This is a genomic window from Alteriqipengyuania sp., assembly GCF_964222115.1.
GTDB lineage: Bacteria > Pseudomonadota > Alphaproteobacteria > Sphingomonadales > Sphingomonadaceae > Alteriqipengyuania.
This window is the reverse complement of the sequence record NZ_CAXQBM010000065.1, coordinates 23,440-44,023: the sequence shown is the minus strand read 5'-3', so window position 1 is coordinate 44,023 and position 20,584 is coordinate 23,440. Positions and strand designations below refer to the sequence as shown.

Below are 20,584 nucleotides of genomic sequence, written 5' to 3'. Positions count from 1 at the left end.
TCAGTCGTCAGATTTCATCTCACCGGACTTGGTGCGCGTCATGTTTGCGGCGCTCGTTTCCATGAAGCTCTGGAACATCTTGAGGCCCATCTGCCCCATCGGTGCCATCGTCTTGGCAAGCTCCTGCAGCTGGTCGGGGTTGGATACGCCGCGCATCGCCTTCTCCATCCCTTCGGAATAAGCAGCCTGCGCCTTCGAGAGATCGGGCAGGCCCATGAAGGCCCTCGCCTCCTCGGGCGAACAATCGATTTCCACGTGGACCTTCATTGCGCTTTCTCCGTTACAAATCGTACAGGCTATTTGGGCCGGGCGCATGCGCCACGCAAGCGCGCGGTTCGACGAATGACGGGAGATATCGATGAGCGAGACGACACGGATCAGTACCCTTGATGGCAGCAAAGACTTCATGGCCTATGTCGCGCGGCCTGAAGGGGAACCGCGAGCTGCGATTATCGTGATCCAGGAGATCTTCGGAGTGAATGCCGGGATTCGCCGCAAGTGTGATCTGCTGGCCGAAGGCGGCTTTCTGGCGGTCGCACCCGACCTGTTCTGGCGGCTGGGCGAGGGAATCGAACTGGACCCCGATATCGAACCCGAATTCAAGCAGGCGCTCGACCTGATGGGCAAGTTCGATCAGGACGGCGGCGTCAAGGATATCGAAGCAAGCATAAAATGGGCGCGCAGCCACAGCGGTGGCAAGAATGTCGGCGCAGTTGGCTACTGTCTGGGCGGGCGCCTAGCCTACATGACTGCGGCGCGCACGGACTCGGATGCGACCGTCGGCTATTATGCAGTCGGGATCGATGAGTTGCTGGGTGAGAAGCATGCGATTGCCAATCCGCTGATGCTCCACATCCCGACCGAGGACGGCTTCGTCGACAAGGACACGCAGAAGGCGATGCACGACGGCCTGGACGATCACCCGAAGGTGACCCTCCATGACTACGAAGGAATGGACCACGGCTTCGCGACCCAGTTCGGCAAGCGGCGAGACGACGAAAACGCCGAACTGGCCGACAAGCGGACGATGGACTTTTTCGCCGAGCACCTGGGATGACGCCAACCAAGCAAGGCCTCGCCGAGTGGCACGCTCTCGCGACAGCGCCCGATCCTGCGCGGCTGGCACAATTGGTAACCGAGGACGCGGTGTTCCACTCACCGGTGGTGCATACACCGCAGGAAGGACGCGCACTCGTGGTTGCCTATCTCAGCGCTGCAGCGGCAACGCTGGGGCAAGGCCAGTTTGGTTACGTTCGCGAGCTCGTCGACGGTGAGCACGCGATGCTCGAGTTCACTTGCGTGCTGGACGACATCCAAGTGAACGGTGTCGACATTATTACCTTCGATGAAAGCGGAAAAATCAAGGATTTCAAGGTGATGATCCGCCCGATCAAAGCGGTGAACAAGGTCTGGGAGATGATGGCGGCGCAACTTGGAAAAACGTCCGGCTCATAATCTCTCGAGCACGAATTGCGCACGGGTGACCGGGTCGGCAAGAGGCAGTGTGATCGGGCTATAGCCATAGTCGCGCCAGGCCTGGACCACCGCTGCATCGCTCTCGACCGCTTCGTCCCAAGTCTGAATTCGCTGCTCGTCCTGCCGGAAGATTTCACGCCACGGCGGTGCGTGAAACACTGGCCCTTCGTAACGGCATTCACGGCATGCCGCATCGATCTCCCGTGGAATGACAAGCCCCTCTATCCTGAGGAAACCTACAATATCGGCAAAGCCACGGTCGAACAGGACGGGCATCTGCCCGCCGCGATCCCAACACGCCCTCTGCGCGTCGAACATCGCAAGCGCAAAATCTAACGGCCTCTCCGCGCGCATTTCCATGCCGCCCGATGACTGCAGGATGTCACGAGCAACCTCGGGGACGGTGGCAATGCCGTGCTGCGCCACCTGAGCCAGCAGGGTCGACTTGCCCGACCCCGGGGCCCCGGTAACGACGGCGCGACGCACCGCCGCAGCCTACTGGTTCATCGTGTCGAAGAAATCCTCGTTGGTCTTCGAATCCTTCATTTTGTCGAGCAGGAATTCCATCGAATCGACGGTGCCCATCTGCATGAGGATCCGGCGCAACACCCACATCTTGGAGAGCTTGTCCTTCTCGACCAGCAGCTCTTCCTTGCGCGTGCCGGACTTGCCCACATCCAGTGCGGGGAAGATGCGCTTGTCCGCAACCTTGCGATCAAGCACGATTTCCGAATTGCCGGTGCCCTTGAACTCTTCGAAGATCACTTCGTCCATGCGGCTGCCGGTATCGATCAGTGCTGTGGCGATGATCGAAAGCGAACCGCCCTCTTCGATATTACGCGCGGCGCCGAAGAAGCGCTTCGGGCGCTGCAATGCGTTGGCATCGACACCGCCGGTCAGCACCTTGCCCGATGACGGGACGACGGTGTTATAGGCGCGGCCCAGGCGCGTGATCGAGTCGAGCAGGATCACAACATCTTTCTTGTGCTCGACCAGGCGCTTGGCCTTTTCGATCACCATTTCCGCCACTTGCACATGGCGCTGCGCAGGCTCATCGAAGGTCGAGGAGATCACCTCGCCCTTCACGCTGCGCTGCATGTCGGTGACTTCCTCGGGCCGTTCGTCGACCAGCAGGACCAGCAGGAACACCTCGGGGTGATTATCCGTGATAGCCTTCGCAATGTTCTGCAGCAGCACGGTCTTACCCGTACGCGGGGGCGCCACGATCAGCGCACGCTGGCCCTTGCCCTGCGGCGAGATGATATCGATCACTCGCGCGCTCTTGTCCTTCACGGTCGGGTCGAGCGTGTCGAGGTTGAGCTTCTGTTCAGGATAGAGCGGCGTCAGGTTGTCGAAATTGGTGCGCATCCGCACCGCTTCGGGATCGTCGTAATTGACCGAGCTCAGCTTGGTCAGCGCGAAATAGCGCTCGCCTTCGCGCGGGGCCCGGATCTCGCCTTCCACCGTATCGCCGGTACGCAGGCCCCATTTGCGGATCTGGTTGGGCGAAACGTAGATATCATCAGGCCCGGCGAGATAGTTCGCTTCGGGCGAACGGAGGAAGCCAAACCCGTCCTGCAAGACCTCGATCGTGCCGATCCCCATGATCTGCTCGTCGTAATCTTCGTCTTCAGCGAGTTCGCGCAGGATGCAGAACATCAGGTCCTGGCGCCGCATCGTGCCTGCGGCTTCAACGCCTAGCTCTTCCGCCATGGAAACGAGTTCGGCCGGAGCCTTCTGCTTTAAATCTTTGAGATGCATGTGTTTTATTATCCGAAAAGTGCCGTGCCGGGGACTTCGAAAGGCTTGGAGAAAGCTTGAGAGTGTAACGGCAGGACGCCGCAAATGCCCGGCTGGGTCGCGGCGTGAAATAAGTCCGTCCGCTGCTCAGGTCAATCGAACTAAGCGGACAAAATTCTCGATCAGAACGGTTTCACGATCACCAGAACGACGATCAGCGCAAGCAGGATCGCCGGGGCTTCACCAACGAGGCGGAGCCGCTTTTCTGCCAGGGGACGTTCCCCCCGCGCCATCTTCTTCGACAGCGCGACCATGTATCCGTGATAGCCGCTGAGGATCAGCACCAGAAACAGCTTGGCGTGAAACCAACCCTGATCCCACGCACCGATTGTGATGGCGAGCGTGAGGCCGAAAACCCAGGTCACGATGATGCTGGGGAGCAGGATGATTTTCGAAAGCTGCCGCGTGCGCTCCGCCCAAAGCGTCTCCTCGGTCGAACCCGCAGCCGTAGCGTGCATGTAGACCAGCTGGCGCGGCAACATGAACAGCCCAGCCAGCCAGAAGACCATGAAGATGATGTGCCCGGCTTTCAGCCAGAAATAGAGCATTCCAAGCGTTTCCTGCATGCCTAAGCCCCTAGAGCCTATGCCGGACGCTGCCAACCGCGCAGCACACCGAGCGCATGCTCGACATGGGCTATCGGTGTATGGCGATCAATCCCGTGCCCGAGATTGAAGATATGTGGACGACGCGCAAACGCGTCGAGAATCTGGAGAATTGCTGCGTCCAACCGATCCCCGCCCGCAAGCAGCAGCATCGGATCGAGATTGCCCTGCACAGGCAGGTTCTTCGGCAAATTTGCGTCGGCCCATGCGGGATCGATCGTTTCGTCCAGCCCGACGGCATCGACACCGGTTCGCTGTACGTAGCGGGGCAGCTTCTCGCCCGATCCCTTCGGGAAACCGATGATCGGAATATCGGGGTGCGATTCCTTAAGGGCACCGACAATAGCTGCATTGGGCGCAATCACCCAGCGATCGAACTCGTCAGGAGCAAGACTGCCTGCCCAGCTGTCGAAGAGTTGCACGGCTTCCGCACCCGCTTCGATCTGCCCGCGAAGATAGCCTATCGTGTGGTCTGCAATCGCACCGAGCATATCCGTCATTCTGGCAGGATCGCGATAAGCCAACGCGCGCGCAGCGTGCTGGTCGCGACTGCCCTCCCCTGCGATCATGTAGGTTGCGACCGTCCATGGGCTGCCGGCAAAGCCAAGCATGGTGATCTCGACTCCCAGCCGCTGGCGGCACAGGCGCACGGTGTCATAGACAGGATCGTAGCGAGCGCTGTCAGCCTGCAGGTCGCGAAGATCGTTCTCGATCAGTGGAGGAGACAGTCTGGGCCCCTCCCCTGCGAGAAATTCAAGCTTTTGGCCCATCGCGTGCGGGACGATCAGGATATCCGAAAACAAGATCGCACCGTCGAAACCGAACCGTTCGATCGGCTGCAACGTCACTTCGCACGCTGCCTCGCTGTCATACATGAGGTCGAGGAAGCCACCCTTCTCCAGCCTGAGAGCGCGATACTCAGGCAGGTAACGGCCTGCCTGGCGCATGAACCAGACAGGCGGCGTAGGGTGTATCGCACCTTGCAGGCATTCGAGAAGCGGACCGGGCATGGCTCTCTCTAATCCAATAAATTATATTATTAATAGATGGTTGAAGAATGTTGGCCCTGTGGACAGCGGTGATAAGCCGAGAGCGCACAGGCGGATCCCAAACATTCTCGTATGGCCTGCCGCATCGACTCGGCACGGCCCCGTCGTCAACCGAAACTTATCCCGGTTGTCAGACCACTGTCGAGAAAGCCACGCTCTGTTGGCAGACTCCCCGGGCATCTCCGACGCCGAACCGGCATGAAAATCGTGCCGGACTTGTCCTCGCATTAGTGAAGTGGTTTATCCCAAGGCCTCTCCACAGCCTGGAACCAGCCATTGGCGCGCACCCATCTCCACCTGTTTTCGGATTCGACCGGCGAAACGCTGCAGATGGTCGCCAATGCTGCGCTTGCCCAGTTCGAAGGCGTCGATGTGGTCCGGCATTTCTGGCCGATGGTGCGCTCTCGCCAGCATCTGGAGCGGATCGTGCCAGAGCTGGAAAAGGCACCAGGGCTGATCCTCTATACGCTGGTCAACGAGGAAACGCGCAAGGCACTGGAAGAAAAATGCCGGCAACTTGCGCTTCCAGCCGTGGATGCGCTGGGTGAAGTGACAGCCGTGCTCGAAACTTGCTTCGGCCAAGAGGCGCATGGCCGCCCGGGCCGGCAGCACAGGATGGACGACGCCTATTTCCGGCGCGTCGATGCGATCCACTATACGATCGCGCATGATGATGGGGTGGGGAGCGAGGATTGGCACAAGGCCGATATCCTTCTGACCGGGGTTTCGCGAACATCGAAGACGCCCACCAGCATCTATCTCGCCAATCGGGGCTACAAGGTCGCCAACATCCCGCTGGTGATGGAAAGCCCTCCTCCATCAGTGCTGTTCGAACTGACCGGCCCGCTGGTAGTGGGCCTGACCACTGCGCCGGAGAGGCTGGTGCAGATCAGGCGGAACCGGCTGCTTTCGCTGAACGAAGGATCTGAATCGACTTATGCCGAGCATGAAAGGGTCGAGGAGGAAGTTCGCTTCGCTCGCCGCATGTTTGCCGACAACAACTGGCCTGTGATCGATGTGACCCGCCGGTCCATCGAAGAAACGGCTGCCGCGATCATCAAGCTGATCACCGATCACCATATCCGCATCAAACCTCAGGAAAAGCCCATCTGATGCTGGTGCTCGCATCGAACAGCGCATCGCGCCGGGCAATGCTGGAGGCGGCAGGGCTCACTATCGAGGCTGCCGGTGCCGAGATCGACGAACGCGCACTCGAAGCGGAGATGGCGAACGCGGAACCGTCGGAAGTCGCACAGGCGCTCGCGGCGGCGAAGGCCAGCGCTGTCTCCATGCTTCGTCCCGAAAAGCTCGTCCTTGGCGGCGATAGCCTGGTGGTCGTCGACGGGCGGAGGTTCGACAAGCCTGGCAGCAGGGAGGAAGCCGCGCAGCACCTGCGTTTCTTCTCCGGCAAGGTAATGCACCTTTACAGCGCGGCTGCCCTCGCCCGGGATGGCCGGATTGCATGGTTGGGCGAGGACTCCGCTGCGCTCCATGTGCGCGGGCTGAGCGAGACCTTCATCGAGCAGTACCTTGCGGCCGAGTGGCCCGAGGTGGGAGCGACAGTGGGTGTGTTCCGCATCGAGGCGATAGGTGTGCAGCTTTTCGAACGGATCTATGGCGATCACTTCACCATCCTTGGCATGCCCTTGCTGCAGGTTCTTGACGCATTGCGCGACGAGGGAGAGCTTCTGCCATGAGCATACCTTATGCTGAGGTGATCGGCGATCCGGTTGCGCAGTCCAAATCGCCCGCGATCCACGGCTTCTGGCTGGAAAAGCTCGGAATCGAGGCGGAATATCGCGCGACTCCTGTGCTGGAGGACGAACTCGCGGATTTCCTCTCGGGCCGGAAGAATGATCCTCACTGGCGCGGATGCAATGTCACCATGCCGCTGAAACAGGCAGTCATCGGGCATCTCGATACTATGGACCCCGCGGCGACAGCAATTGGCGCGATCAATACGGTGACGCGCGATGACGACGGAAAGCTTACAGGCAGCAATACAGATCTGGCAGGCTTCCTTGAGCCCCTGTCCCACTATCTGGAAATCACGCATCTTTTCCGGATGGCACGTATCATCGGGGCGGGCGGAGCGGCACGCGCCATCGCCCATGCACTTGCGGCGGAGAATTTCACCCTGGTGATCGCTGCCCGGCGGACGGAACAGGCCGACGAACTGGTTGCGGGCCTCCCCAAGGGCACGCAGCACCATGTCGTTCCGCTCGATTATTTCGCTTCGCCAACCGATTTTGCATTCGATGACCGGAACGGTCTGCTGGATCTTGTGGTGAATGCCAGCCCGCTTGGCATGCGGGGCAAACCGCCGCTCGCATTCGACTGGAGCCATGCCCCGCCCGGAGCGATCGCCTACGATATCGTTACCGATCCGCTCGATACCCAATTTCTGCTGCGCGCGAGAGAAGCAAATCACCGCACGATCGACGGCCTGGAAATGCTGATCGGTCAGGCCGCGCGAGCATTTAGCCAGTTTTTCGGAATAGAGCCGCCGCGCGAGCATGATCCCCAGCTGCGCGCGCTCCTGACGGCATGACCAAGCCAATGATTATCGGCCTGACCGGATCGATCGGGATGGGAAAATCGACCGTTGCCGAGATGTTCGAAGCGCTTGGCATCCCGGTCTTCGATGCCGATGCGCAAGTGCGCGCGATGCAGGGGCCAGGGGGCAGTGTACTTCCAGCAATCGAGGCGGCATTTCCCGGTACGACGGGGCCTGACGGAGTGGACCGCAACGAACTGGGTCGAAGGGTTTTCGGCGATGCAGCAGCACTCGCAAGGCTAGAATCCATCATGCACCCCGCAGTGGCGGAGCGCCGTGCGGCATTCCTTGCCGCCAATACCGGTTCGCCCATGCTGGTCTTCGATATCCCGCTCCTGTTCGAAAAAGGGGGAGCGGCGAGCGTGGACCGGATCGTGGTCGTCTCCGCCCCGGCGGATATCCAGCGCGAACGGGTGCTCTCCCGACCGGGAATGACCGAGGAAAAGTTCGCCCAGATCCTGAAGTTGCAGACACCCGATCCCGATAAACGGGCGCAAGCGGATCATGTGATCGATACGGGCCAGACCATCGAGCGGACACAGGAAGATGTCGCCGATCTCGTCACCCGCCTGAAAGGCGAGGCGGCGCAACAGACGTGATCTTGCCAGCAGCGCCGGAGAGGTCGATAGTCTGCGCATGCGTGAAATCATATTCGATACGGAAACCACCGGGATCGACCCCAAACAGGGTCACCGGATGGTGGAAATCGGCTGTGTGGAGCTGATCGACCGGATGCCGACCGGTGAAACCTTCCACGCCTATTACAATCCTGACCGCGATATGCCTGCCGAGGCGGAAGCGATCCACGGGCTGAGCGCCCAGTTCCTCGCCGACAAGCCCCGCTTTTCCGACAAGGTGGACACTTTTCTGGCCTTCGTGGGTGAAGACAAGCTGGTGGCGCATAACGCCGGGTTCGACTTCGCCTTCCTTAATGCAGAACTCGAGCTTTGCGCGCGCGAGCCGATCTGCTTGTCGCGCAAGATCGATACGCTGGAGCTGGCGCGGCGGAAGAATCCGGGCGGCAAGCATTCGCTCGACGCCTTGTGCAGCCGCTACGGGGTCGATCGCAGCCACCGCGTCTTCCATGGTGCACTACTCGACGCCGAGCTGCTTGCGCAGGTGTACATAGAGCTGACCGGCGGTCGGCAGATCGCGATGGGCCTGGTTGCGGAAGAGGTTTCGGACGCTGGAGACGCTGCCGAGGCCATCGTGGCGCTTGCCCCATCGCCCGACCGCCCGAAGCGCCCGATCCGCCCTCATTCTGCAACTATGCAGGAACTTGAGCGCCACGCGGCCTTTCTTGAGCGTATCGCAAGACCTATCTGGAACAGATAGGCGCAGCCCCCGACCCCCGAGGGCGCCATAGCAAAGGGAGAATTGCAGAGCATGGACGTGCGAGTCTCAGGTCACCAAATCGATACCGGCGCATCGCTGCAGGACAACGCGACCGATCGCCTTTCCGGCATTGTCGAAAAATATTTCAGCCGCGCGATTTCCGCACATGTCACATTCGGCAAGGAGCCGGGCGGGGCATTTTCCTGCGACATCGTGGCGCACATCATGCAAGGCCTGATCCTGAAGGCGCGCGCGGAAGCACATGATATCCACCAGGCACTCGACGCGGCAGCGACCAAGCTCGAAAAACAGCTCCGTCGCTACAAGCGCAGGTTGAAGGATCGGCACGAGGCACATGCCCACTCGGCTGCAGCCGAAGAGGCCGCATACCGCGTGTTTGCGGCCGAACCTGACGAAGACGATGCCGAGGTTGCGGATGCGCCGGCGGTGGTTGCTGAGACGAAAACCGATATCCCCGAAGCATCTGTCGCGGATGCGGTGATGCTGCTGGATCTACGCGATACAAGCGCCCTGTTCTTCAAAAATGCTGGCACTGGCCGTCATAATATGGTGTATCGACGCCATGACGGCACGATCGGATGGGTCGAGCCGCATTGACGAGGCTGGTAGCGCGTTCTTCATGAGCGGCCGAGCCTCGCCTCCTGTCGCATAATTTGTGACACCCCGCTCACATGCGGGATCAAGAGCATCAACGCGTAGCAAGGCAGACAACCCCCGTGTCGACCCCTTTCCGATTACTTCCCCAAGCCGTGCGATGCGCGTCTTGCGCTGACAAATCTGCTATTTTGAACGAAGTGGCCCAAGGCTTTGCAGCTGCCTATTCGCTCGACTGCGATGAAGTGCTCGACGTGCTGAAGGAGCGCGAGACGCTGGGCAGCACGGGGTTTGGCCGCGGGGTCGCGATGCCCCACGCGCGCATGGATGCAGTGGAAGAGCCGCTCGCGATGCTCATCCACCTCGATCGCGATGTCGATTTCGATGCGGCGGATGGAATTCCCGTACGGCTGGTGATGGGGCTCATTTCTCCTACGGATGCGGGCGCCCAGCACCTCCACGCGCTCGCGGCGATGTCTCGCCTCACCCGTGACGAACGTGTGCTGCATCGCCTGTTCGATTCGAAGAGCGAAGAAGAACTGTTCGCGATCATCGCCAATTCGGGTTTGCGTGAAGCCGCCTGAACCCTCGCCGGGCCCGGCAGCGCATTTTCGTGCGCTCGAACGGCTCTATCGCTCTGCCCCTATCAATAGTGCCTTTGCCTCCGAGATTGCGATCGAGGCAGAGGGGCGCGCACGCATCACATTCGATGTAACGGAAGATGTGTACCATGCGGCGGGTGCCGCGCATGGCACCATCTATTTCAAGATGCTCGACGATGCGGCTTTCTATGCCGCGAATACGCTGGTCACCGATCGGTTCCTGCTGACGACGGCCTTCAATGCACACTTCACCAAGCCGGTTCGTAGCGGCCGGGTAACTGCAGATGGCGTCTGGATCAGCGGGCGACGGCGCGTCCTAGTGGCCGAATCGCGGCTTGTGGATGAGGAAGGCGACGAGATCGGGCGCGGAACCGGCACGTTCATGCGCTCGCGAATCGCGCTGTCCGGCCTCGATGGATATGCGAATGATCGGCCATGAGTGATTCGCGCCTGCCGACTCACCTCGTCGTAAGCGGCATTTTGCGACAGGTTTCGGCAGAAGGCGGCACCGGAGTTATCCTTGCCAAAGGTGACCGAGACGCCGGAACCTATGTTCTATTGCTGCGCGATCGTGGCGAGCGGCTGAAATTAGTCGAAAGAAGGCCTTCGGCCGATTTCTCCTTCGAGTGGCAAGTTACGCAAGACGAACCTTCTGAAAATGAGGGAAAAATCTACGATTATTGCAATCGCAGGCGCGATCAGGATGCGGATTTGTGGATCGTTGAATTACAGATCGATAATGCAGAACGGTTCGTCGCAGAATTGCAGCCTTAACTTGACCTAAAGCCGGACAAGGGCAAAGGGCGCGCAACTTCGAGTTTGCGCAGGCGGTCGAGGCGACAATGAGGTCGCGCCGATTAGCACGCAGTCGGGGAACGGCCGGCAGGCCATTTCGAACCCTCACATTTATACATTCGATGAATGCGCTTTTGCGCGTGATGGTTCCAGCCTGCGTCTGTGTTCGTTCACCGCCCTATGAACGGGATCAATGGGTACCAAGACGAAATTCGGCTTCGCGGCGTGTGTCGCTGCCGGACTGATCGCTTCTGCAGGCTTCAGCTATGCAGGCGCGCAAGCCCAACAGGGCGAAACTGAAATTCTCATCGCGCCGCAGGCTGACGCTGCGGACGAAACGGTCTTCCTGTCGGAAGAAGTGGTTCAGCCGCTTCCCGAGGAAGCCGAGGCGGATATCGCCGCGAATACCGAAACTGACGATGCGAATGTGCCGGCTGCGGATTCGCTGCGCGAGCTGATCGCGCAGGTCGACGCACCGCAGACGCTTTCGCGCCAGCTCGAGTGCCTTGCAGGCGCCATCTATTTCGAATCGCGTGGTGAGCCGATCGAAGGCCAGCTTGCTGTGGCCCAGGTTGTTATCAACCGCGCCGATTCCACGGTCTTCCCTTCTGACTATTGCGGCGTTGTCACTCAGCGCGCGCAGTTCTCCTTCGTGAAGAACGGACACATCCCGACCCGGCGCAGCAATGCCGCCGCTTGGGAACGCGCGCGCAAGATTGCCCGCATTGCCCATGAAGGCCTGTGGGAGAGCGAAGCACGCGACTCGCTCTATTTCCATGCGAATTACGTGAAACCGCGCTGGGCTCGCACCAAGCAGGCGCGCGCAACCATCAAGACGCACATTTTCTATCGCTAATCGGGTGACGAGCGGAAGCTCGCACCCAAACGATCAGGCAGCGACCTTCACCCACACGGGTGCATGGTCGCTCGCCTTTTCCTGGCCGCGGGCATCCTTGTCGACGCCTGCCGCTTCCAGTCGGTCCGCCAGTTCGGGCGAAAGCAGGCAATGGTCGATCCGGAACCCGTGATCGCGTTGCCACGCGCCCCTCTGGTAGTCCCAGAAGGTCCATACGCCGCCGCGCGGGTTGAGCGTGTTTAACGCATCGACCCATCCGTCTGCCAGCAGGCGGGCATAGGCATTGCGCGAGGCGGGCTGCATCAATGCATCGTCCTCCATCGCGAGCGGCGACCACACATCCTTGTCCTCAGGGATGACGTTGAAGTCGCCAAGGACGATGGCGGGCTTCTCTTCCGCCCATATCGCAGCCATGCGGGCGCGTAGCCGCTCCATCCATGCCAGTTTATAGTCGAATTTCGGCCCCGGCTGCGGATTGCCGTTGGGTAGGTAGAGATTGGCGATAACCACGCCATTGACCTCGGCTTCAAGATATCGCGCCTGTTCGTCGCTATCGTCACCCGGCAGGCCACGCTGGCGCTCGCTTACGTCGAGGCCGTTGCGGACGAGGATGGCAACGCCGTTGAAGCTCTTCTGGCCGTGCCAAAGCGCCTGGTAGCCGACCTTCTCGAACTCGCTGGCGGGGAAGCCTTCGTCCTGCGATTTGATTTCCTGCAGGCACGCGACGTCCGGCTTCGTTTCCTCGAGCCATTCGAGCAGGCGCGGAAGCCGCGCCTTGATGCCGTTGATGTTGAAAGTGGCGATACGCATGGGGCTCTTCGTGCCCGATGCGCGTGCGCTAGTCTAACTCAAATACCGAAGCTTGAGCCGCAGCCGCAGCCCGCGGCCGCTTGCGGGTTCTCGACCCGGAATGCCGCACCGCCCAGCGATTCGACATAATCGACCGAGCTCCCCGCGACGAGATCGAGGCTCACCGGGTCCACCACCAGCCGCACGCCGTCGGTTTCGCTCGTCGCATCGTCATTCTCGGCATTGCTTGCCAGCTCGAAACGATACTGGAACCCAGAGCACCCGCCCCCATCCACCGCGAGGCGCAGGATCGCGGGCTTGCCCTGCTTTGATGCAATGGCCGCCACGCGTGTAGCGGCCGCAGTGGTGAGAGTGGGGGGTGTGCTCATGTCATCGATATGGGCGTAACGGCGGCCCGTCTCAAGTCAGGCGGTCTGGATATAGCTGCGCATGTCCTGCGCTTCCTGCTGCACTTCGTCGAACCGGGATTTCACCAGATCGCCGATCGAGACAAAGCCGATCAGTGCGCCATCCTCCACCACGGGGAGGTGGCGGATACGCCGCCGGGTCATGAGAGAGAGGGCTGCATCGACCTTTTCGGAGCGATCGACGGTGATCGCGGGTGCCGTCATCACCTCGCGCACGGGGCGATCAAGGCAGGAGGGACCCTGCTGCGCCATGCAGTAGATCACGTCGCGTTCCGAGAAGATGCCGGCCACCTGACCGCTCTGCATCACGGGCAAGGCGCCGATCCGCCTTTCGGCAAGAATTGCAATGGCATCGCGCATAGTCTGCCCTACATCGCAAGTGAGAATGGCGCTTGCATTGCGAGATGCGATTAGCTGTCCGATGTCCATCTTTCGTGCTCCTTTCCCCCGGGGCAGGATAATGGCACGAGTGATCGCGTTTGGCGAATCGGCACAGAGTTTCAGTTCAGGAGGGTCGCTTGGCGCCCAAATCCCCGCTCGACGATCCGGAAAAGGCGGCCTTTGCGTGGGCTCGCTACAAACGGATCATGCGATTCATGCTGCTGCTGACGATCCTGGTCGTGGGCGCGGCCATGCTCGCTATTTTCTGGAGCGAAGCCGAAGTCAGCCCGCATTTCTTCATAGCAGTTGCGTTGGGCATCGGGATGACGATGCTGCTGGCAAGTGCGCTGATGGGGCTGGTCTTCCTGTCCAACGGGACGGGCCACGATGAATCGATCCACAACCCGCTGGAGGATGACGAGCGCTAATTGACCGGATGCAGTCGGTAGGCTTCGACCGGCTCGCCGCCAATCAGGTGCTGCTGGATGATCTCTTCCAGCACCTGCGGCGTGCAGGAGTGGTACCAGACCCCGTCTGGCTGGACGACCGCAACCGGGCCTGCTTCGCAGATTTGCCGGCAATCGGCCTTGGTCCGCCGGATCAACAGCCCCTGCTCCCCGTTTTTCGACGGACCGATCCCCAGCTCTTTCAGCCGTTTCTTGAGATAGTTCCATGATTGTGCACCCTGTTCCGGGTCGCAGCACTTGGCCTTCTTAGGCATCGCGCACAGGAAGATATGCCGTGCGGCACGCTCACCGCCGGTCTTTGCCAGGGCAGCCTGCGCTTTCCTGAGCGCCTTGGCTTCGCTCATTCGGAGTCGTCGCCCAGCCAGCGATCGAGCCAGGTGAACACCGTATCATGCCACTGGAGCGAATTCTTGGGCTTCAGCACCCAGTGATTCTCGTCCGGGAAGACAAGCAGTTGCGAAGGAATCTGCCGCTCCTGCAAAGCAGTGAAGCTCTGGATGCCCTGCGTGTAGGGAACGCGATAATCCTTCTCGCCCGTGATCACGAGCATCGGGGTTTGCCATTTGTCGACGTGGTTGACCGGGTTCCAGCGCTCGTAAAGTGCCTTCTGTTCGGAGTAGGAGCCGCCGAAATCCCACCGCGGAAACCACAATTCCTCGGTCGCGTAATAGAAGCTGCGCATGTCGAACAGGCCATCGTGCTGCACGAGGCAGTCGAAACGGTCAGGCCAGTTCCCCGCGATCCAGTTCATCATGTAACCGCCATAGGAGGCACCCATGGCGCAGGCCTTGTCGCCATCGATTTGGCTGTCGAGCGCCAGCGCTGCCGCAAGGCCTTTCTGCAGGTCTTCCAGCGGCTTGCCACCCCAGTCGCGGTTGATCGCGTCGGTGAAGGCCTGCCCGTAACCGGTCGACCCGTGGAAATCGACCGAGATGACTGCGTAACCCTGGCTCGCGAGGACGCGCGGGTTCCACCGGCTGGACCATCCATCGTTGAACGATCCCTGCGGGCCGCCATGGACGTAGAGGATCGCGGGAAGCTTACCATCGATCCCGGAAGGCTTGGTGATCTGCCCCCATACCGTGTCGCCGTTTGCGCCAGCGAAGCTGAAGCGTTCCGTTTCGACCGGAGCCAGTGCCGACATGCGGCTGGCAGCAACGTCGGTCAGGCGGGCGGCCTCACCCCAGCCATCCGAAACGTAGAGTTCCGAGGGGGCTGCAATGGAGTCGCGTGTGAATACGATGCGATCATTACCTGCGGGCGTGACACTGCCAATATGCGCTTCGTTGCCGCGCATCAGGTCAAGTTCGTTAACGGTGCCGTCGCGCGGGTCGATACGGAACGCCGGAGTGTCGAGCACGCTTTGCGCTGTCGCAATGATCCAGCGGGAGTCCGGCGTCCATGCCAGCGAGCCGAAGCTGCGATCGAAGTCATCGGTCAGCGATCTTGTCTGTCCGGTAGCGAGATCGCGCAGCATCACTTGCATGCGATCCGATTCGTACCCCGGTCGTTCCATCGCCAGATACGCCAGCCACTTGCCGTCGGGTGAAGGCGTCGGCGCTCCGTCGCTGGCCTCGTTCGCAGCCGTGAGGTTGGTCGGCACGCTTTCGCCCATGGCGAGGCGATAGATATCGGTATTGGTAGAGGTAGGCTCGGTGGCCCCGGACTGTCGCGCGACGAAATAGAGCGCATCGCCCTTTGCCCCCCAGGCCATGTCCTCCAGTCCGCCGAAGGGCTGCACCGGCGTGTCACCGGTCAGCGCACCTTCGCCGTCAGGCCCGTCCGCGGCGATACCGGGCCCTTGTGCACGGCCATTCTCGATCGGGAAAACAAAGACGCGGCTGAAGGTCCCCGGCGTCTCGTAGGAATCCCAGTGCCGCACGAAACCATCCGATCCATCGTACAGCATCCCGGTGCCGGGTCCGGGCATATGCCGGGGTGTTTCGCTGGAGCAGGCAAACACGCTGCATTCGCGCGGCACGCTGCCAATCACGGCGACACTACTGCCGTCGGGCGAAACCTTGAAACCGTCTATACTGCGGTTGACCCGGGTAACCTGGCTTTCCTGCGCCACTACGCCGTTCGACAGGAGGATGCCGGTAAAAACCTGCATGCCCTTAGAGTTGCGACCACCGGGTGCGAGGAAATAAATCCGTTCGTCATCGAGGAAGACGATGGAGGATGCGTCCTCCCGGATCCGGACGTCGCGCTCCTCACCTGTCGCCAGGGTCTTGACCTTGTATGTCGTGCTTCGTGTGAGCGCGGCCTCATCTGTCAGCGTGACAGTATAAATCGCACGGGTACCGTCCGGGCTCACGCTGGAGAGGCCGAGTCGCGGCATGGTCACGAGATCTCGTGCCGACATGGGCACGGGCTCGCCGGTTTCCGGCGAGTCCTGGGCGATAACTGGAGAGGTCAGAAACGCTGCCGAAGCAGCGAGAAGGGCGAGCGGTTTGAAGGCCTTGCGCATGGCGCGCGAACCTACGCTTGTGCACGCCGCCCGCAAGCGAAATTTCTCGGTAAAGCTGTCAGCCCTGCTTCTTGACGATCCGCGCGATTTCCTGCCGGACGAGGTCTTCGACCATTGGCGGCAGGTTGGTATCGAGCCATTCGGCGAGCATTGGGCGCAGCATTTCGCGCGCCAAACCTTCCAGCGATGTCTCGCCCGACCGCACGATCTGCGGAGGCGTGCCGGGTTCGGCGAGCAGGGCCAGCGTTGCGAGGTTATCCCGCATGGCATCGCGTGAAGTCGCGCTCAGCAGCGATTCCGTCTCGCTTTCGGGCTCGTCGAGCGTATCGATCTGCTCTGCATCGGCGAGGTCGAACACCTCGTCAGCCTCCTCATCCGACACGTCATTCTGCGGCAATGGTGCGCTCTCTTCGCGACGCTCGCGCCGTCGGCGCGCTTCCATTGCGCCTGCGCGATTGTCCCGCGCGATCACCTTCTTGATGGAGTCGAGAATCTCCTCGACCGACGCTTCGCCGTCCCGCACCTTTGCCCGCCCCTTAGTCCCTGATCACTCAGTCCGCGTCCGGCTCCAATACCGGTCCATAGACATCGCGGATGTCCGCGTTGGCGGGAGGAATGTCAATGGTGCGCGTGCCCTGGGCCTCGGGCTCCGGGTCCCGATCCCAGTCGTTCCAGCGCCCGGAAACGCGATCGTAATTAACCAGCGGGTCGTACAGGGCGCCGCCCTCGATCCCCAGGTCGCGCGCTTCGGCAAGGCCCATGGCGGCGAGCAGGCTGAAGCCGGCGACGTAGGCATTGCGACGGGCCGTCACGAGGTCGACGCGGGCGAATAACAGCTCCTGTTCGGCATTGAGCACGTCGAGCACGGTGCGATTGCCGATCGAGTTTTCCGCCCGCACGCCTTCGAGGCTCAGCTCGGCCGAGGCGACCGCTTCGCGCGAGCTGTCGATGATGGCAAGCGCAGCCGAATAGCTGGCGAAAGAAGCGCGAACCTGCGCGATCACATCGCGCTCTGTGGCAATCACCTGGTCGAGCGCGGCGGATGCGCGCGCCTGCGCTTGGCGTTGCAGCGCCGCGGGGCGCCCGCCCTGGAAGATCGGAATGGAGAGCGAAATGCCGGCCGAGGAAGCTCGCGCATCCTGATCGCTCGGGATGATGGCGCTGTTCGGATTGGTTGGGTCGGAAAGCGATCCGGGAATCGAGCCGAGGAAGTTCTGGTAGTCGTACCCGGCAAACGCGGAGATCCGCGGCAGGCGCGAGGCACCCGCGACATCGATATCGTACCCTGCCGCCTGGGCGCGTTCCCGTGCGGCAATCAGGTCGGGGTTATTCTCCAGCGCCACATCGACCGCGCTTCGCGGATCGTCGGGCAGGTTGGGGAGCGGGGGCGGGGGTTCGAGCTCGCCCGGAGCCGAGCCGACCAGCTGGATATAGGTTTCGCGTGCCTGGATCAGGCCCGCTTCGGCAGAACGCAAGTCGCCGCGTGCCAGAGCCAGGCGCGATTGCGATTGCGCCACGTCGGTGCGGGTCAGATCGCCGATTTCGAACCGGTCGCCGGTTGCCTGCAGGTTGACTTCCAGCACCTGCACCTGATTGGCACTCAAGCCCACCAGCGCTTCGCCGCGAAGCACGTCCATATAAGCGGCAACGACCTGGGTGAAGATGGCACTTTCGGTCCCGCGCAGGTCGGCACGCCCGGCCTCGACCCGTTCTTCCGCCGCGCGAATGGAATTCTTGACCGATCCGCCCGAATAGAGCGGCACGCCCAAGTCGACCCCGCCGGTGAACGCGCGCTGCGGCGCGAAGAAGTTGGTCGAGTTCTGTTGCACGAATTCGGTGACGGCGGCCTGCGCAGTTACGCTCGGGCGCCCATCCGCCTTCTCGATCGGCACGGTTTCGTCGGTAGCACGCAGCTGTGCGCGTGCCGACTGCAAGGTCGGGTTCGTGCGGTAAGCCTCCGCCAGTGCCTCGCGCAGCGTGTCTGCCTGCGCGGGCGTGGTCAGCGCAAATGCGCTCGTCAGGGCAAGAGACAGGATGGCGGGGCGCAGCATGGTCAGAAACTCCAGCCTTGCGGCTTGTCGAATTGAGGCAGCCGCGGAAGCTGCGTTTCGGTGATGGCCAGCAGCGACAGGTCGTCGCCGCTCCGGCGCCCGACTTCGAGCCGGGTCACACCCTTGCGGATCACTCCGGTGACGAGGCGACCGGCGGGCGCGAGTGTTGCGACCAGCTGGACTGGTACATCCTCCAGCGCGCCATCGACGATGACGAGGTCGAATGTGCCATCGACATCGTTCGCGAGCAGCATGTCGGGTGTCGCCTCGCGCACTTCGGACACCAGCGGCCGGATCAGCGCGGCGAGATAGCCCGTCGCAGGGCCGATCAGCAGCACTGTGTCGCCCGATTGCGGCCGCGCATGCGTCAGGATCTCGCCATAGGCGAGCGGAGAGCCCAGCGCCGCACCCCCGCCAAGCGGAATCGTGCGGTCGATATAGGCGCTTGCCCGCGATGCTTCGGGCACGAAATCTTCGCGCGGAACCTCGGCCATCCGCTCGAGCACGAAAGCATCGTTGATCCCGCTGGTGCGCAGCTGGCTTTCGATCATGTGGCGGCGTGCGGCCGCGAAGTCAGGCGCTTTTTGCGCGATAGCGATCATCTGTCTTGTCTCGTCCATCTGTGCCATCCGCCTGGGTAGTCGGCAGCGGCGGATGCGGGCCCTGGCGGACGCCTTATAGGGGGCGGAAAGGCTCGCCAAGACCCGCATCACTTGTCGCATAGGCTTTGGCTGCTCTAGTGGCGCTTCGGTTTCGATCAGCAGGAGGTGCCCGTCGATGAGCGACATGACGACTATCAAGGAAGACGATCTCATCGAAAGCGTCGCCGACGCGCTTCAATTCATCTCCTACTATCACCCGATGGACTATATCCGCGCGCTGGGAGAGGCCTACGAGGCCGAACAGGGTCCTGCCGCGAAAGACGCGATTGCGCAAATCCTGACCAACAGCCGCCTGTGCGCCGAAGGGCACCGGCCGATCTGCCAGGACACCGGCATCGTCAATGTGTTCGTCAAATGGGGGCAGGATTGCCGGCTGGACAGCAATCGAGCGCTGCAGGAAATCGTCGATGAAGGCGTGCGGCAGGCCTACAACCACCCGGACAACAAGCTGCGCGCATCGATCCTTGCCGATCCTGCCTTCACCCGCCGCAATACGCGCGACAACACGCCCTGTGTGCTGTCGGTCGAGATGGTCCCGGGCAACACCGTGAGCATCGATGTCGCCGCCAAGGGCGGTGGCAGCGAAAACAAGAGCAAGTTCAAGATGATGAACCCGTCTGACAATATCGTAGACTGGGTGGTCGAACAGGTGCCTTCGATGGGCGCGGGCTGGTGTCCGCCCGGGATGCTCGGCATCGGCATCGGCGGCACGGCGGAGCACTGCGTGAAGCTCGCCAAGCAGAGTTTGATGGACCCGATCGATATGGGCCAGCTGAAGAAACGCGGTGCGCAGACCGATATCGAGCAGTTGCGAATCGACATTTTCGATGCAGTCAATGCGCAGGGGATCGGCGCGCAAGGGCTGGGCGGCCTTTCGACCGTGCTCGATGTGAAAATCCTTGACTGGCCGTGCCATGCGGCGGGCAAACCCGTGGCGATGATTCCGAATTGCGCGGCAACACGCCATGCGCATTTCGCGCTGGACGGATCGGGCCCGGCGTATCTGGAGAAGCCCGATCTCGACCAGTGGCCCAAGGTCAATTGGCAGCCCGACAGCGCGGCGAAGCGCGTGAACCTCGACACGCTCACGCAGGAAGAGGTCGAGAGCTGGAACCACGGCGATCGCCTGCTGCTCTCGGGCAAGATGCTCACCGGGCGGGACGCGGCGCACAAGCGCATCAAGGACATGCTTGAGCGTGGCGAGGAGCTGCCGGTGAGCTTCGAGGGGCGTGCGATCTATTATGTCGGCCCGGTCGACCCGGTGATGGGCGAGGTCGTCGGCCCGGCAGGCCCGACCACCGCCACCCGGATGGACAAGTTTACCGAGATGATGCTCGATCTTGGCCTGCTGGCGATGATCGGCAAGGCGGAGCGCGGGGCAGATGCTGTGGACGTCATCAGCCGCTTCAAGACGGCCTACCTGATGGCGACAGGCGGCGCGGCCTACCTCGTTGCCCGCGCCATCAAGGAAGCAAAAGTCGTCGCGTTCGAGGAACTGGGCATGGAAGCGATCTACGAATTCACGGTCGAGAACATGCCGGTGACCGTCGCCGTCGATGCGGCGGGCAACAACGTCCACACGCTGGCCCCGGCGCAGTGGCGCAAGCGGATCGCGGACGAAAAGCTGCTCGAAAACTCGTGATGTC

Annotated in this window: 27 protein-coding genes; 14 read left to right on the top strand and 13 right to left on the bottom strand. The window is 61.6% G+C overall.

The genetic code is table 11. The features are described from left to right. A complete protein-coding gene (locus ACEQXE_RS10090) occupies window positions 1-267 on the bottom strand; it encodes a DUF6489 family protein (RefSeq protein WP_370178981.1) in 267 nt (88 codons plus the stop codon). Between the two features lie 91 nt (window positions 268-358). Here ACEQXE_RS10090 and ACEQXE_RS10085 point away from each other — a divergent pair, with 91 nt between their 5' ends. Both ACEQXE_RS10085 and ACEQXE_RS10080 read left to right on the top strand, forming a co-directional pair. Beyond that, window positions 359-1,057: a dienelactone hydrolase family protein gene (locus tag ACEQXE_RS10085; RefSeq protein ID WP_370178978.1), complete on the top strand. Its 699-nt coding sequence runs from the start codon at window positions 359-361 to the stop codon at window positions 1,055-1,057. Further along, window positions 1,054-1,455, top strand: a complete 402-nt coding sequence (locus tag ACEQXE_RS10080) for a nuclear transport factor 2 family protein (protein WP_370178976.1) — start codon at window positions 1,054-1,056, stop codon at window positions 1,453-1,455. Before ACEQXE_RS10085 ends, ACEQXE_RS10080 begins: the two co-directional genes overlap by 4 nt. Here ACEQXE_RS10080 and ACEQXE_RS10075 read toward each other — a convergent pair. The 4 genes from ACEQXE_RS10075 to hemE all read right to left on the bottom strand — a co-directional run bounded on the left by ACEQXE_RS10075 (window position 1,450) and on the right by hemE (window position 4,891). Beyond that, window positions 1,450-1,962 carry an AAA family ATPase gene (locus tag ACEQXE_RS10075; RefSeq protein ID WP_370178975.1) on the bottom strand — a complete coding sequence of 171 codons (513 nt, stop codon included), beginning with the start codon at window positions 1,960-1,962 and terminating at the stop codon, window positions 1,450-1,452. The two genes, ACEQXE_RS10080 and ACEQXE_RS10075, sit on opposite strands and share 6 nt — an antisense overlap. A gap of 9 nt (window positions 1,963-1,971) precedes the next feature. Continuing rightward, window positions 1,972-3,237 carry a transcription termination factor Rho gene (gene rho, locus ACEQXE_RS10070; RefSeq protein WP_370178973.1) on the bottom strand — a complete coding sequence of 422 codons (1,266 nt, stop codon included), beginning with the start codon at window positions 3,235-3,237 and terminating at the stop codon, window positions 1,972-1,974. A gap of 161 nt (window positions 3,238-3,398) precedes the next feature. Next, window positions 3,399-3,842: a CopD family protein gene (locus ACEQXE_RS10065; RefSeq protein ID WP_370178972.1), complete on the bottom strand. Its 444-nt coding sequence runs from the start codon at window positions 3,840-3,842 to the stop codon at window positions 3,399-3,401. 17 nt (window positions 3,843-3,859) lie between these two features. Next, a complete protein-coding gene (gene hemE, locus ACEQXE_RS10060) occupies window positions 3,860-4,891 on the bottom strand; it encodes a uroporphyrinogen decarboxylase (RefSeq protein WP_370178971.1) in 1,032 nt (343 codons plus the stop codon). A gap of 315 nt (window positions 4,892-5,206) precedes the next feature. Here hemE and ACEQXE_RS10055 point away from each other — a divergent pair, with 315 nt between their 5' ends. The 10 genes from ACEQXE_RS10055 to ACEQXE_RS10010 all read left to right on the top strand — a co-directional run bounded on the left by ACEQXE_RS10055 (window position 5,207) and on the right by ACEQXE_RS10010 (window position 11,690). After that, a complete protein-coding gene (locus tag ACEQXE_RS10055; protein ID WP_370178969.1) occupies window positions 5,207-6,043 on the top strand; it encodes a pyruvate, water dikinase regulatory protein in 837 nt (278 codons plus the stop codon). Continuing rightward, entirely contained in the window at window positions 6,043-6,627 is a 585-nt protein-coding gene (locus ACEQXE_RS10050; RefSeq protein ID WP_370178968.1) for a Maf family protein, read from the top strand. Before ACEQXE_RS10055 ends, ACEQXE_RS10050 begins: the two co-directional genes overlap by 1 nt. Beyond that, on the top strand, window positions 6,624-7,481 hold the full coding sequence (gene aroE, locus ACEQXE_RS10045; RefSeq protein ID WP_370178966.1) for a shikimate dehydrogenase: 858 nt from the start codon (window positions 6,624-6,626) through the stop codon (window positions 7,479-7,481). Before ACEQXE_RS10050 ends, aroE begins: the two co-directional genes overlap by 4 nt. Then, the gene (coaE, locus tag ACEQXE_RS10040) at window positions 7,478-8,086 is read left to right on the top strand and encodes a dephospho-CoA kinase (RefSeq protein WP_370178965.1); all 609 of its coding nucleotides are present in this window, start codon (window positions 7,478-7,480) and stop codon (window positions 8,084-8,086) included. Before aroE ends, coaE begins: the two co-directional genes overlap by 4 nt. A 37-nt stretch (window positions 8,087-8,123) precedes the next feature. Beyond that, on the top strand, window positions 8,124-8,822 hold the full coding sequence (gene dnaQ / locus ACEQXE_RS10035) for a DNA polymerase III subunit epsilon (RefSeq protein WP_370178963.1): 699 nt from the start codon (window positions 8,124-8,126) through the stop codon (window positions 8,820-8,822). Window positions 8,823-8,873: 51 nt separating this feature from the next. Next, window positions 8,874-9,440 (top strand): ribosome hibernation-promoting factor, HPF/YfiA family, encoded by a 567-nt coding sequence (hpf, locus tag ACEQXE_RS10030; protein WP_370178961.1) that lies wholly within the window; start codon window positions 8,874-8,876, stop codon window positions 9,438-9,440. A 197-nt stretch (window positions 9,441-9,637) separates the two neighbouring features. Continuing rightward, the gene (locus ACEQXE_RS10025; RefSeq protein ID WP_370179049.1) at window positions 9,638-10,021 is read left to right on the top strand and encodes a PTS sugar transporter subunit IIA; all 384 of its coding nucleotides are present in this window, start codon (window positions 9,638-9,640) and stop codon (window positions 10,019-10,021) included. Next, window positions 10,008-10,478: a PaaI family thioesterase gene (locus ACEQXE_RS10020; protein WP_370178960.1), complete on the top strand. Its 471-nt coding sequence runs from the start codon at window positions 10,008-10,010 to the stop codon at window positions 10,476-10,478. Before ACEQXE_RS10025 ends, ACEQXE_RS10020 begins: the two co-directional genes overlap by 14 nt. Beyond that, window positions 10,475-10,813: a DUF1491 family protein gene (locus tag ACEQXE_RS10015; protein ID WP_370178958.1), complete on the top strand. Its 339-nt coding sequence runs from the start codon at window positions 10,475-10,477 to the stop codon at window positions 10,811-10,813. Before ACEQXE_RS10020 ends, ACEQXE_RS10015 begins: the two co-directional genes overlap by 4 nt. A gap of 214 nt (window positions 10,814-11,027) precedes the next feature. Then, on the top strand, window positions 11,028-11,690 hold the full coding sequence (locus ACEQXE_RS10010) for a cell wall hydrolase (protein ID WP_370178956.1): 663 nt from the start codon (window positions 11,028-11,030) through the stop codon (window positions 11,688-11,690). Window positions 11,691-11,723: 33 nt separating this feature from the next. On the opposite strand, the gene xth is transcribed toward ACEQXE_RS10010, so the two are convergent. Genes xth through ACEQXE_RS09995 form a run of 3 tightly spaced genes read right to left on the bottom strand, consistent with a single transcriptional unit; the run spans window position 11,724 to window position 13,336 of the window. Then, window positions 11,724-12,500: an exodeoxyribonuclease III gene (xth, locus tag ACEQXE_RS10005; protein WP_370178954.1), complete on the bottom strand. Its 777-nt coding sequence runs from the start codon at window positions 12,498-12,500 to the stop codon at window positions 11,724-11,726. A gap of 38 nt (window positions 12,501-12,538) precedes the next feature. Next, window positions 12,539-12,868, bottom strand: coding sequence for a HesB/IscA family protein (locus ACEQXE_RS10000; RefSeq protein ID WP_370178952.1), 330 nt, complete (start codon window positions 12,866-12,868; stop codon window positions 12,539-12,541). Between the two features lie 36 nt (window positions 12,869-12,904). Further along, window positions 12,905-13,336, bottom strand: coding sequence for a CBS domain-containing protein (locus ACEQXE_RS09995; RefSeq protein WP_370178950.1), 432 nt, complete (start codon window positions 13,334-13,336; stop codon window positions 12,905-12,907). Window positions 13,337-13,425: 89 nt separating this feature from the next. Here ACEQXE_RS09995 and ACEQXE_RS09990 point away from each other — a divergent pair, with 89 nt between their 5' ends. Continuing rightward, window positions 13,426-13,716: a hypothetical protein gene (locus ACEQXE_RS09990; RefSeq protein ID WP_370178947.1), complete on the top strand. Its 291-nt coding sequence runs from the start codon at window positions 13,426-13,428 to the stop codon at window positions 13,714-13,716. Here the strand turns inward: ACEQXE_RS09990 and ACEQXE_RS09985 are convergent. From ACEQXE_RS09985 to ACEQXE_RS09965, 5 genes are read right to left on the bottom strand one after another with little or no spacing between them, the layout of a single operon-like run. Beyond that, the gene (locus ACEQXE_RS09985) at window positions 13,713-14,099 is read right to left on the bottom strand and encodes a ferredoxin (protein WP_370178945.1); all 387 of its coding nucleotides are present in this window, start codon (window positions 14,097-14,099) and stop codon (window positions 13,713-13,715) included. The two genes, ACEQXE_RS09990 and ACEQXE_RS09985, sit on opposite strands and share 4 nt — an antisense overlap. Continuing rightward, window positions 14,096-16,225, bottom strand: coding sequence for a prolyl oligopeptidase family serine peptidase (locus ACEQXE_RS09980; protein WP_370182673.1), 2,130 nt, complete (start codon window positions 16,223-16,225; stop codon window positions 14,096-14,098). The genes ACEQXE_RS09985 and ACEQXE_RS09980 overlap by 4 nt, the downstream gene beginning before the upstream one ends. A 58-nt stretch (window positions 16,226-16,283) precedes the next feature. Continuing rightward, complete coding sequence (locus ACEQXE_RS09975) at window positions 16,284-16,748, bottom strand: DUF2497 domain-containing protein (RefSeq protein ID WP_370178941.1); 465 nt, start codon at window positions 16,746-16,748, stop codon at window positions 16,284-16,286. Between the two features lie 28 nt (window positions 16,749-16,776). Continuing rightward, window positions 16,777-18,276: a TolC family outer membrane protein gene (locus tag ACEQXE_RS09970; protein WP_370178939.1), complete on the bottom strand. Its 1,500-nt coding sequence runs from the start codon at window positions 18,274-18,276 to the stop codon at window positions 16,777-16,779. 2 nt (window positions 18,277-18,278) lie between these two features. Beyond that, window positions 18,279-18,896 (bottom strand): protein-L-isoaspartate O-methyltransferase, encoded by a 618-nt coding sequence (locus ACEQXE_RS09965; RefSeq protein WP_370178937.1) that lies wholly within the window; start codon window positions 18,894-18,896, stop codon window positions 18,279-18,281. A gap of 166 nt (window positions 18,897-19,062) precedes the next feature. On the opposite strand from ACEQXE_RS09965, the gene ACEQXE_RS09960 reads away from it, so the two are divergent. Next, window positions 19,063-20,580 (top strand): fumarate hydratase, encoded by a 1,518-nt coding sequence (locus tag ACEQXE_RS09960; protein ID WP_370179046.1) that lies wholly within the window; start codon window positions 19,063-19,065, stop codon window positions 20,578-20,580. Window positions 20,581-20,584 lie beyond the last annotated feature (4 nt).

What these genes read in the sequence shown, in the direction of transcription:
- ACEQXE_RS10090 (WP_370178981.1), bottom strand. Translation starts at nt 267, where the DNA reads ATGAAGGTCCACGTGGAAATCGATTGTTCGCCCGAGGAGGCGAGGGCC.
- ACEQXE_RS10085 (WP_370178978.1), top strand. Translation starts at nt 359, where the DNA reads ATGAGCGAGACGACACGGATCAGTACCCTTGATGGCAGCAAAGACTTC.
- ACEQXE_RS10080 (WP_370178976.1), top strand. Translation starts at nt 1,054, where the DNA reads ATGACGCCAACCAAGCAAGGCCTCGCCGAGTGGCACGCTCTCGCGACA.
- rho (WP_370178973.1), bottom strand. Translation starts at nt 3,237, where the DNA reads ATGCATCTCAAAGATTTAAAGCAGAAGGCTCCGGCCGAACTCGTTTCC.
- ACEQXE_RS10065 (WP_370178972.1), bottom strand. Translation starts at nt 3,842, where the DNA reads ATGCAGGAAACGCTTGGAATGCTCTATTTCTGGCTGAAAGCCGGGCAC.
- hemE (WP_370178971.1), bottom strand. Translation starts at nt 4,891, where the DNA reads ATGCCCGGTCCGCTTCTCGAATGCCTGCAAGGTGCGATACACCCTACG.
- ACEQXE_RS10050 (WP_370178968.1), top strand. Translation starts at nt 6,043, where the DNA reads ATGCTGGTGCTCGCATCGAACAGCGCATCGCGCCGGGCAATGCTGGAG.
- aroE (WP_370178966.1), top strand. Translation starts at nt 6,624, where the DNA reads ATGAGCATACCTTATGCTGAGGTGATCGGCGATCCGGTTGCGCAGTCC.
- coaE (WP_370178965.1), top strand. Translation starts at nt 7,478, where the DNA reads ATGACCAAGCCAATGATTATCGGCCTGACCGGATCGATCGGGATGGGA.
- dnaQ (WP_370178963.1), top strand. Translation starts at nt 8,124, where the DNA reads ATGCGTGAAATCATATTCGATACGGAAACCACCGGGATCGACCCCAAA.
- hpf (WP_370178961.1), top strand. Translation starts at nt 8,874, where the DNA reads ATGGACGTGCGAGTCTCAGGTCACCAAATCGATACCGGCGCATCGCTG.
- ACEQXE_RS10015 (WP_370178958.1), top strand. Translation starts at nt 10,475, where the DNA reads ATGAGTGATTCGCGCCTGCCGACTCACCTCGTCGTAAGCGGCATTTTG.
- ACEQXE_RS10010 (WP_370178956.1), top strand. Translation starts at nt 11,028, where the DNA reads ATGGGTACCAAGACGAAATTCGGCTTCGCGGCGTGTGTCGCTGCCGGA.
- xth (WP_370178954.1), bottom strand. Translation starts at nt 12,500, where the DNA reads ATGCGTATCGCCACTTTCAACATCAACGGCATCAAGGCGCGGCTTCCG.
- ACEQXE_RS10000 (WP_370178952.1), bottom strand. Translation starts at nt 12,868, where the DNA reads ATGAGCACACCCCCCACTCTCACCACTGCGGCCGCTACACGCGTGGCG.
- ACEQXE_RS09995 (WP_370178950.1), bottom strand. Translation starts at nt 13,336, where the DNA reads ATGGACATCGGACAGCTAATCGCATCTCGCAATGCAAGCGCCATTCTC.
- ACEQXE_RS09985 (WP_370178945.1), bottom strand. Translation starts at nt 14,099, where the DNA reads ATGAGCGAAGCCAAGGCGCTCAGGAAAGCGCAGGCTGCCCTGGCAAAG.
- ACEQXE_RS09980 (WP_370182673.1), bottom strand. Translation starts at nt 16,225, where the DNA reads ATGCGCAAGGCCTTCAAACCGCTCGCCCTTCTCGCTGCTTCGGCAGCG.
- ACEQXE_RS09970 (WP_370178939.1), bottom strand. Translation starts at nt 18,276, where the DNA reads ATGCTGCGCCCCGCCATCCTGTCTCTTGCCCTGACGAGCGCATTTGCG.
- ACEQXE_RS09965 (WP_370178937.1), bottom strand. Translation starts at nt 18,896, where the DNA reads ATGGACGAGACAAGACAGATGATCGCTATCGCGCAAAAAGCGCCTGAC.
- ACEQXE_RS09960 (WP_370179046.1), top strand. Translation starts at nt 19,063, where the DNA reads ATGACGACTATCAAGGAAGACGATCTCATCGAAAGCGTCGCCGACGCG.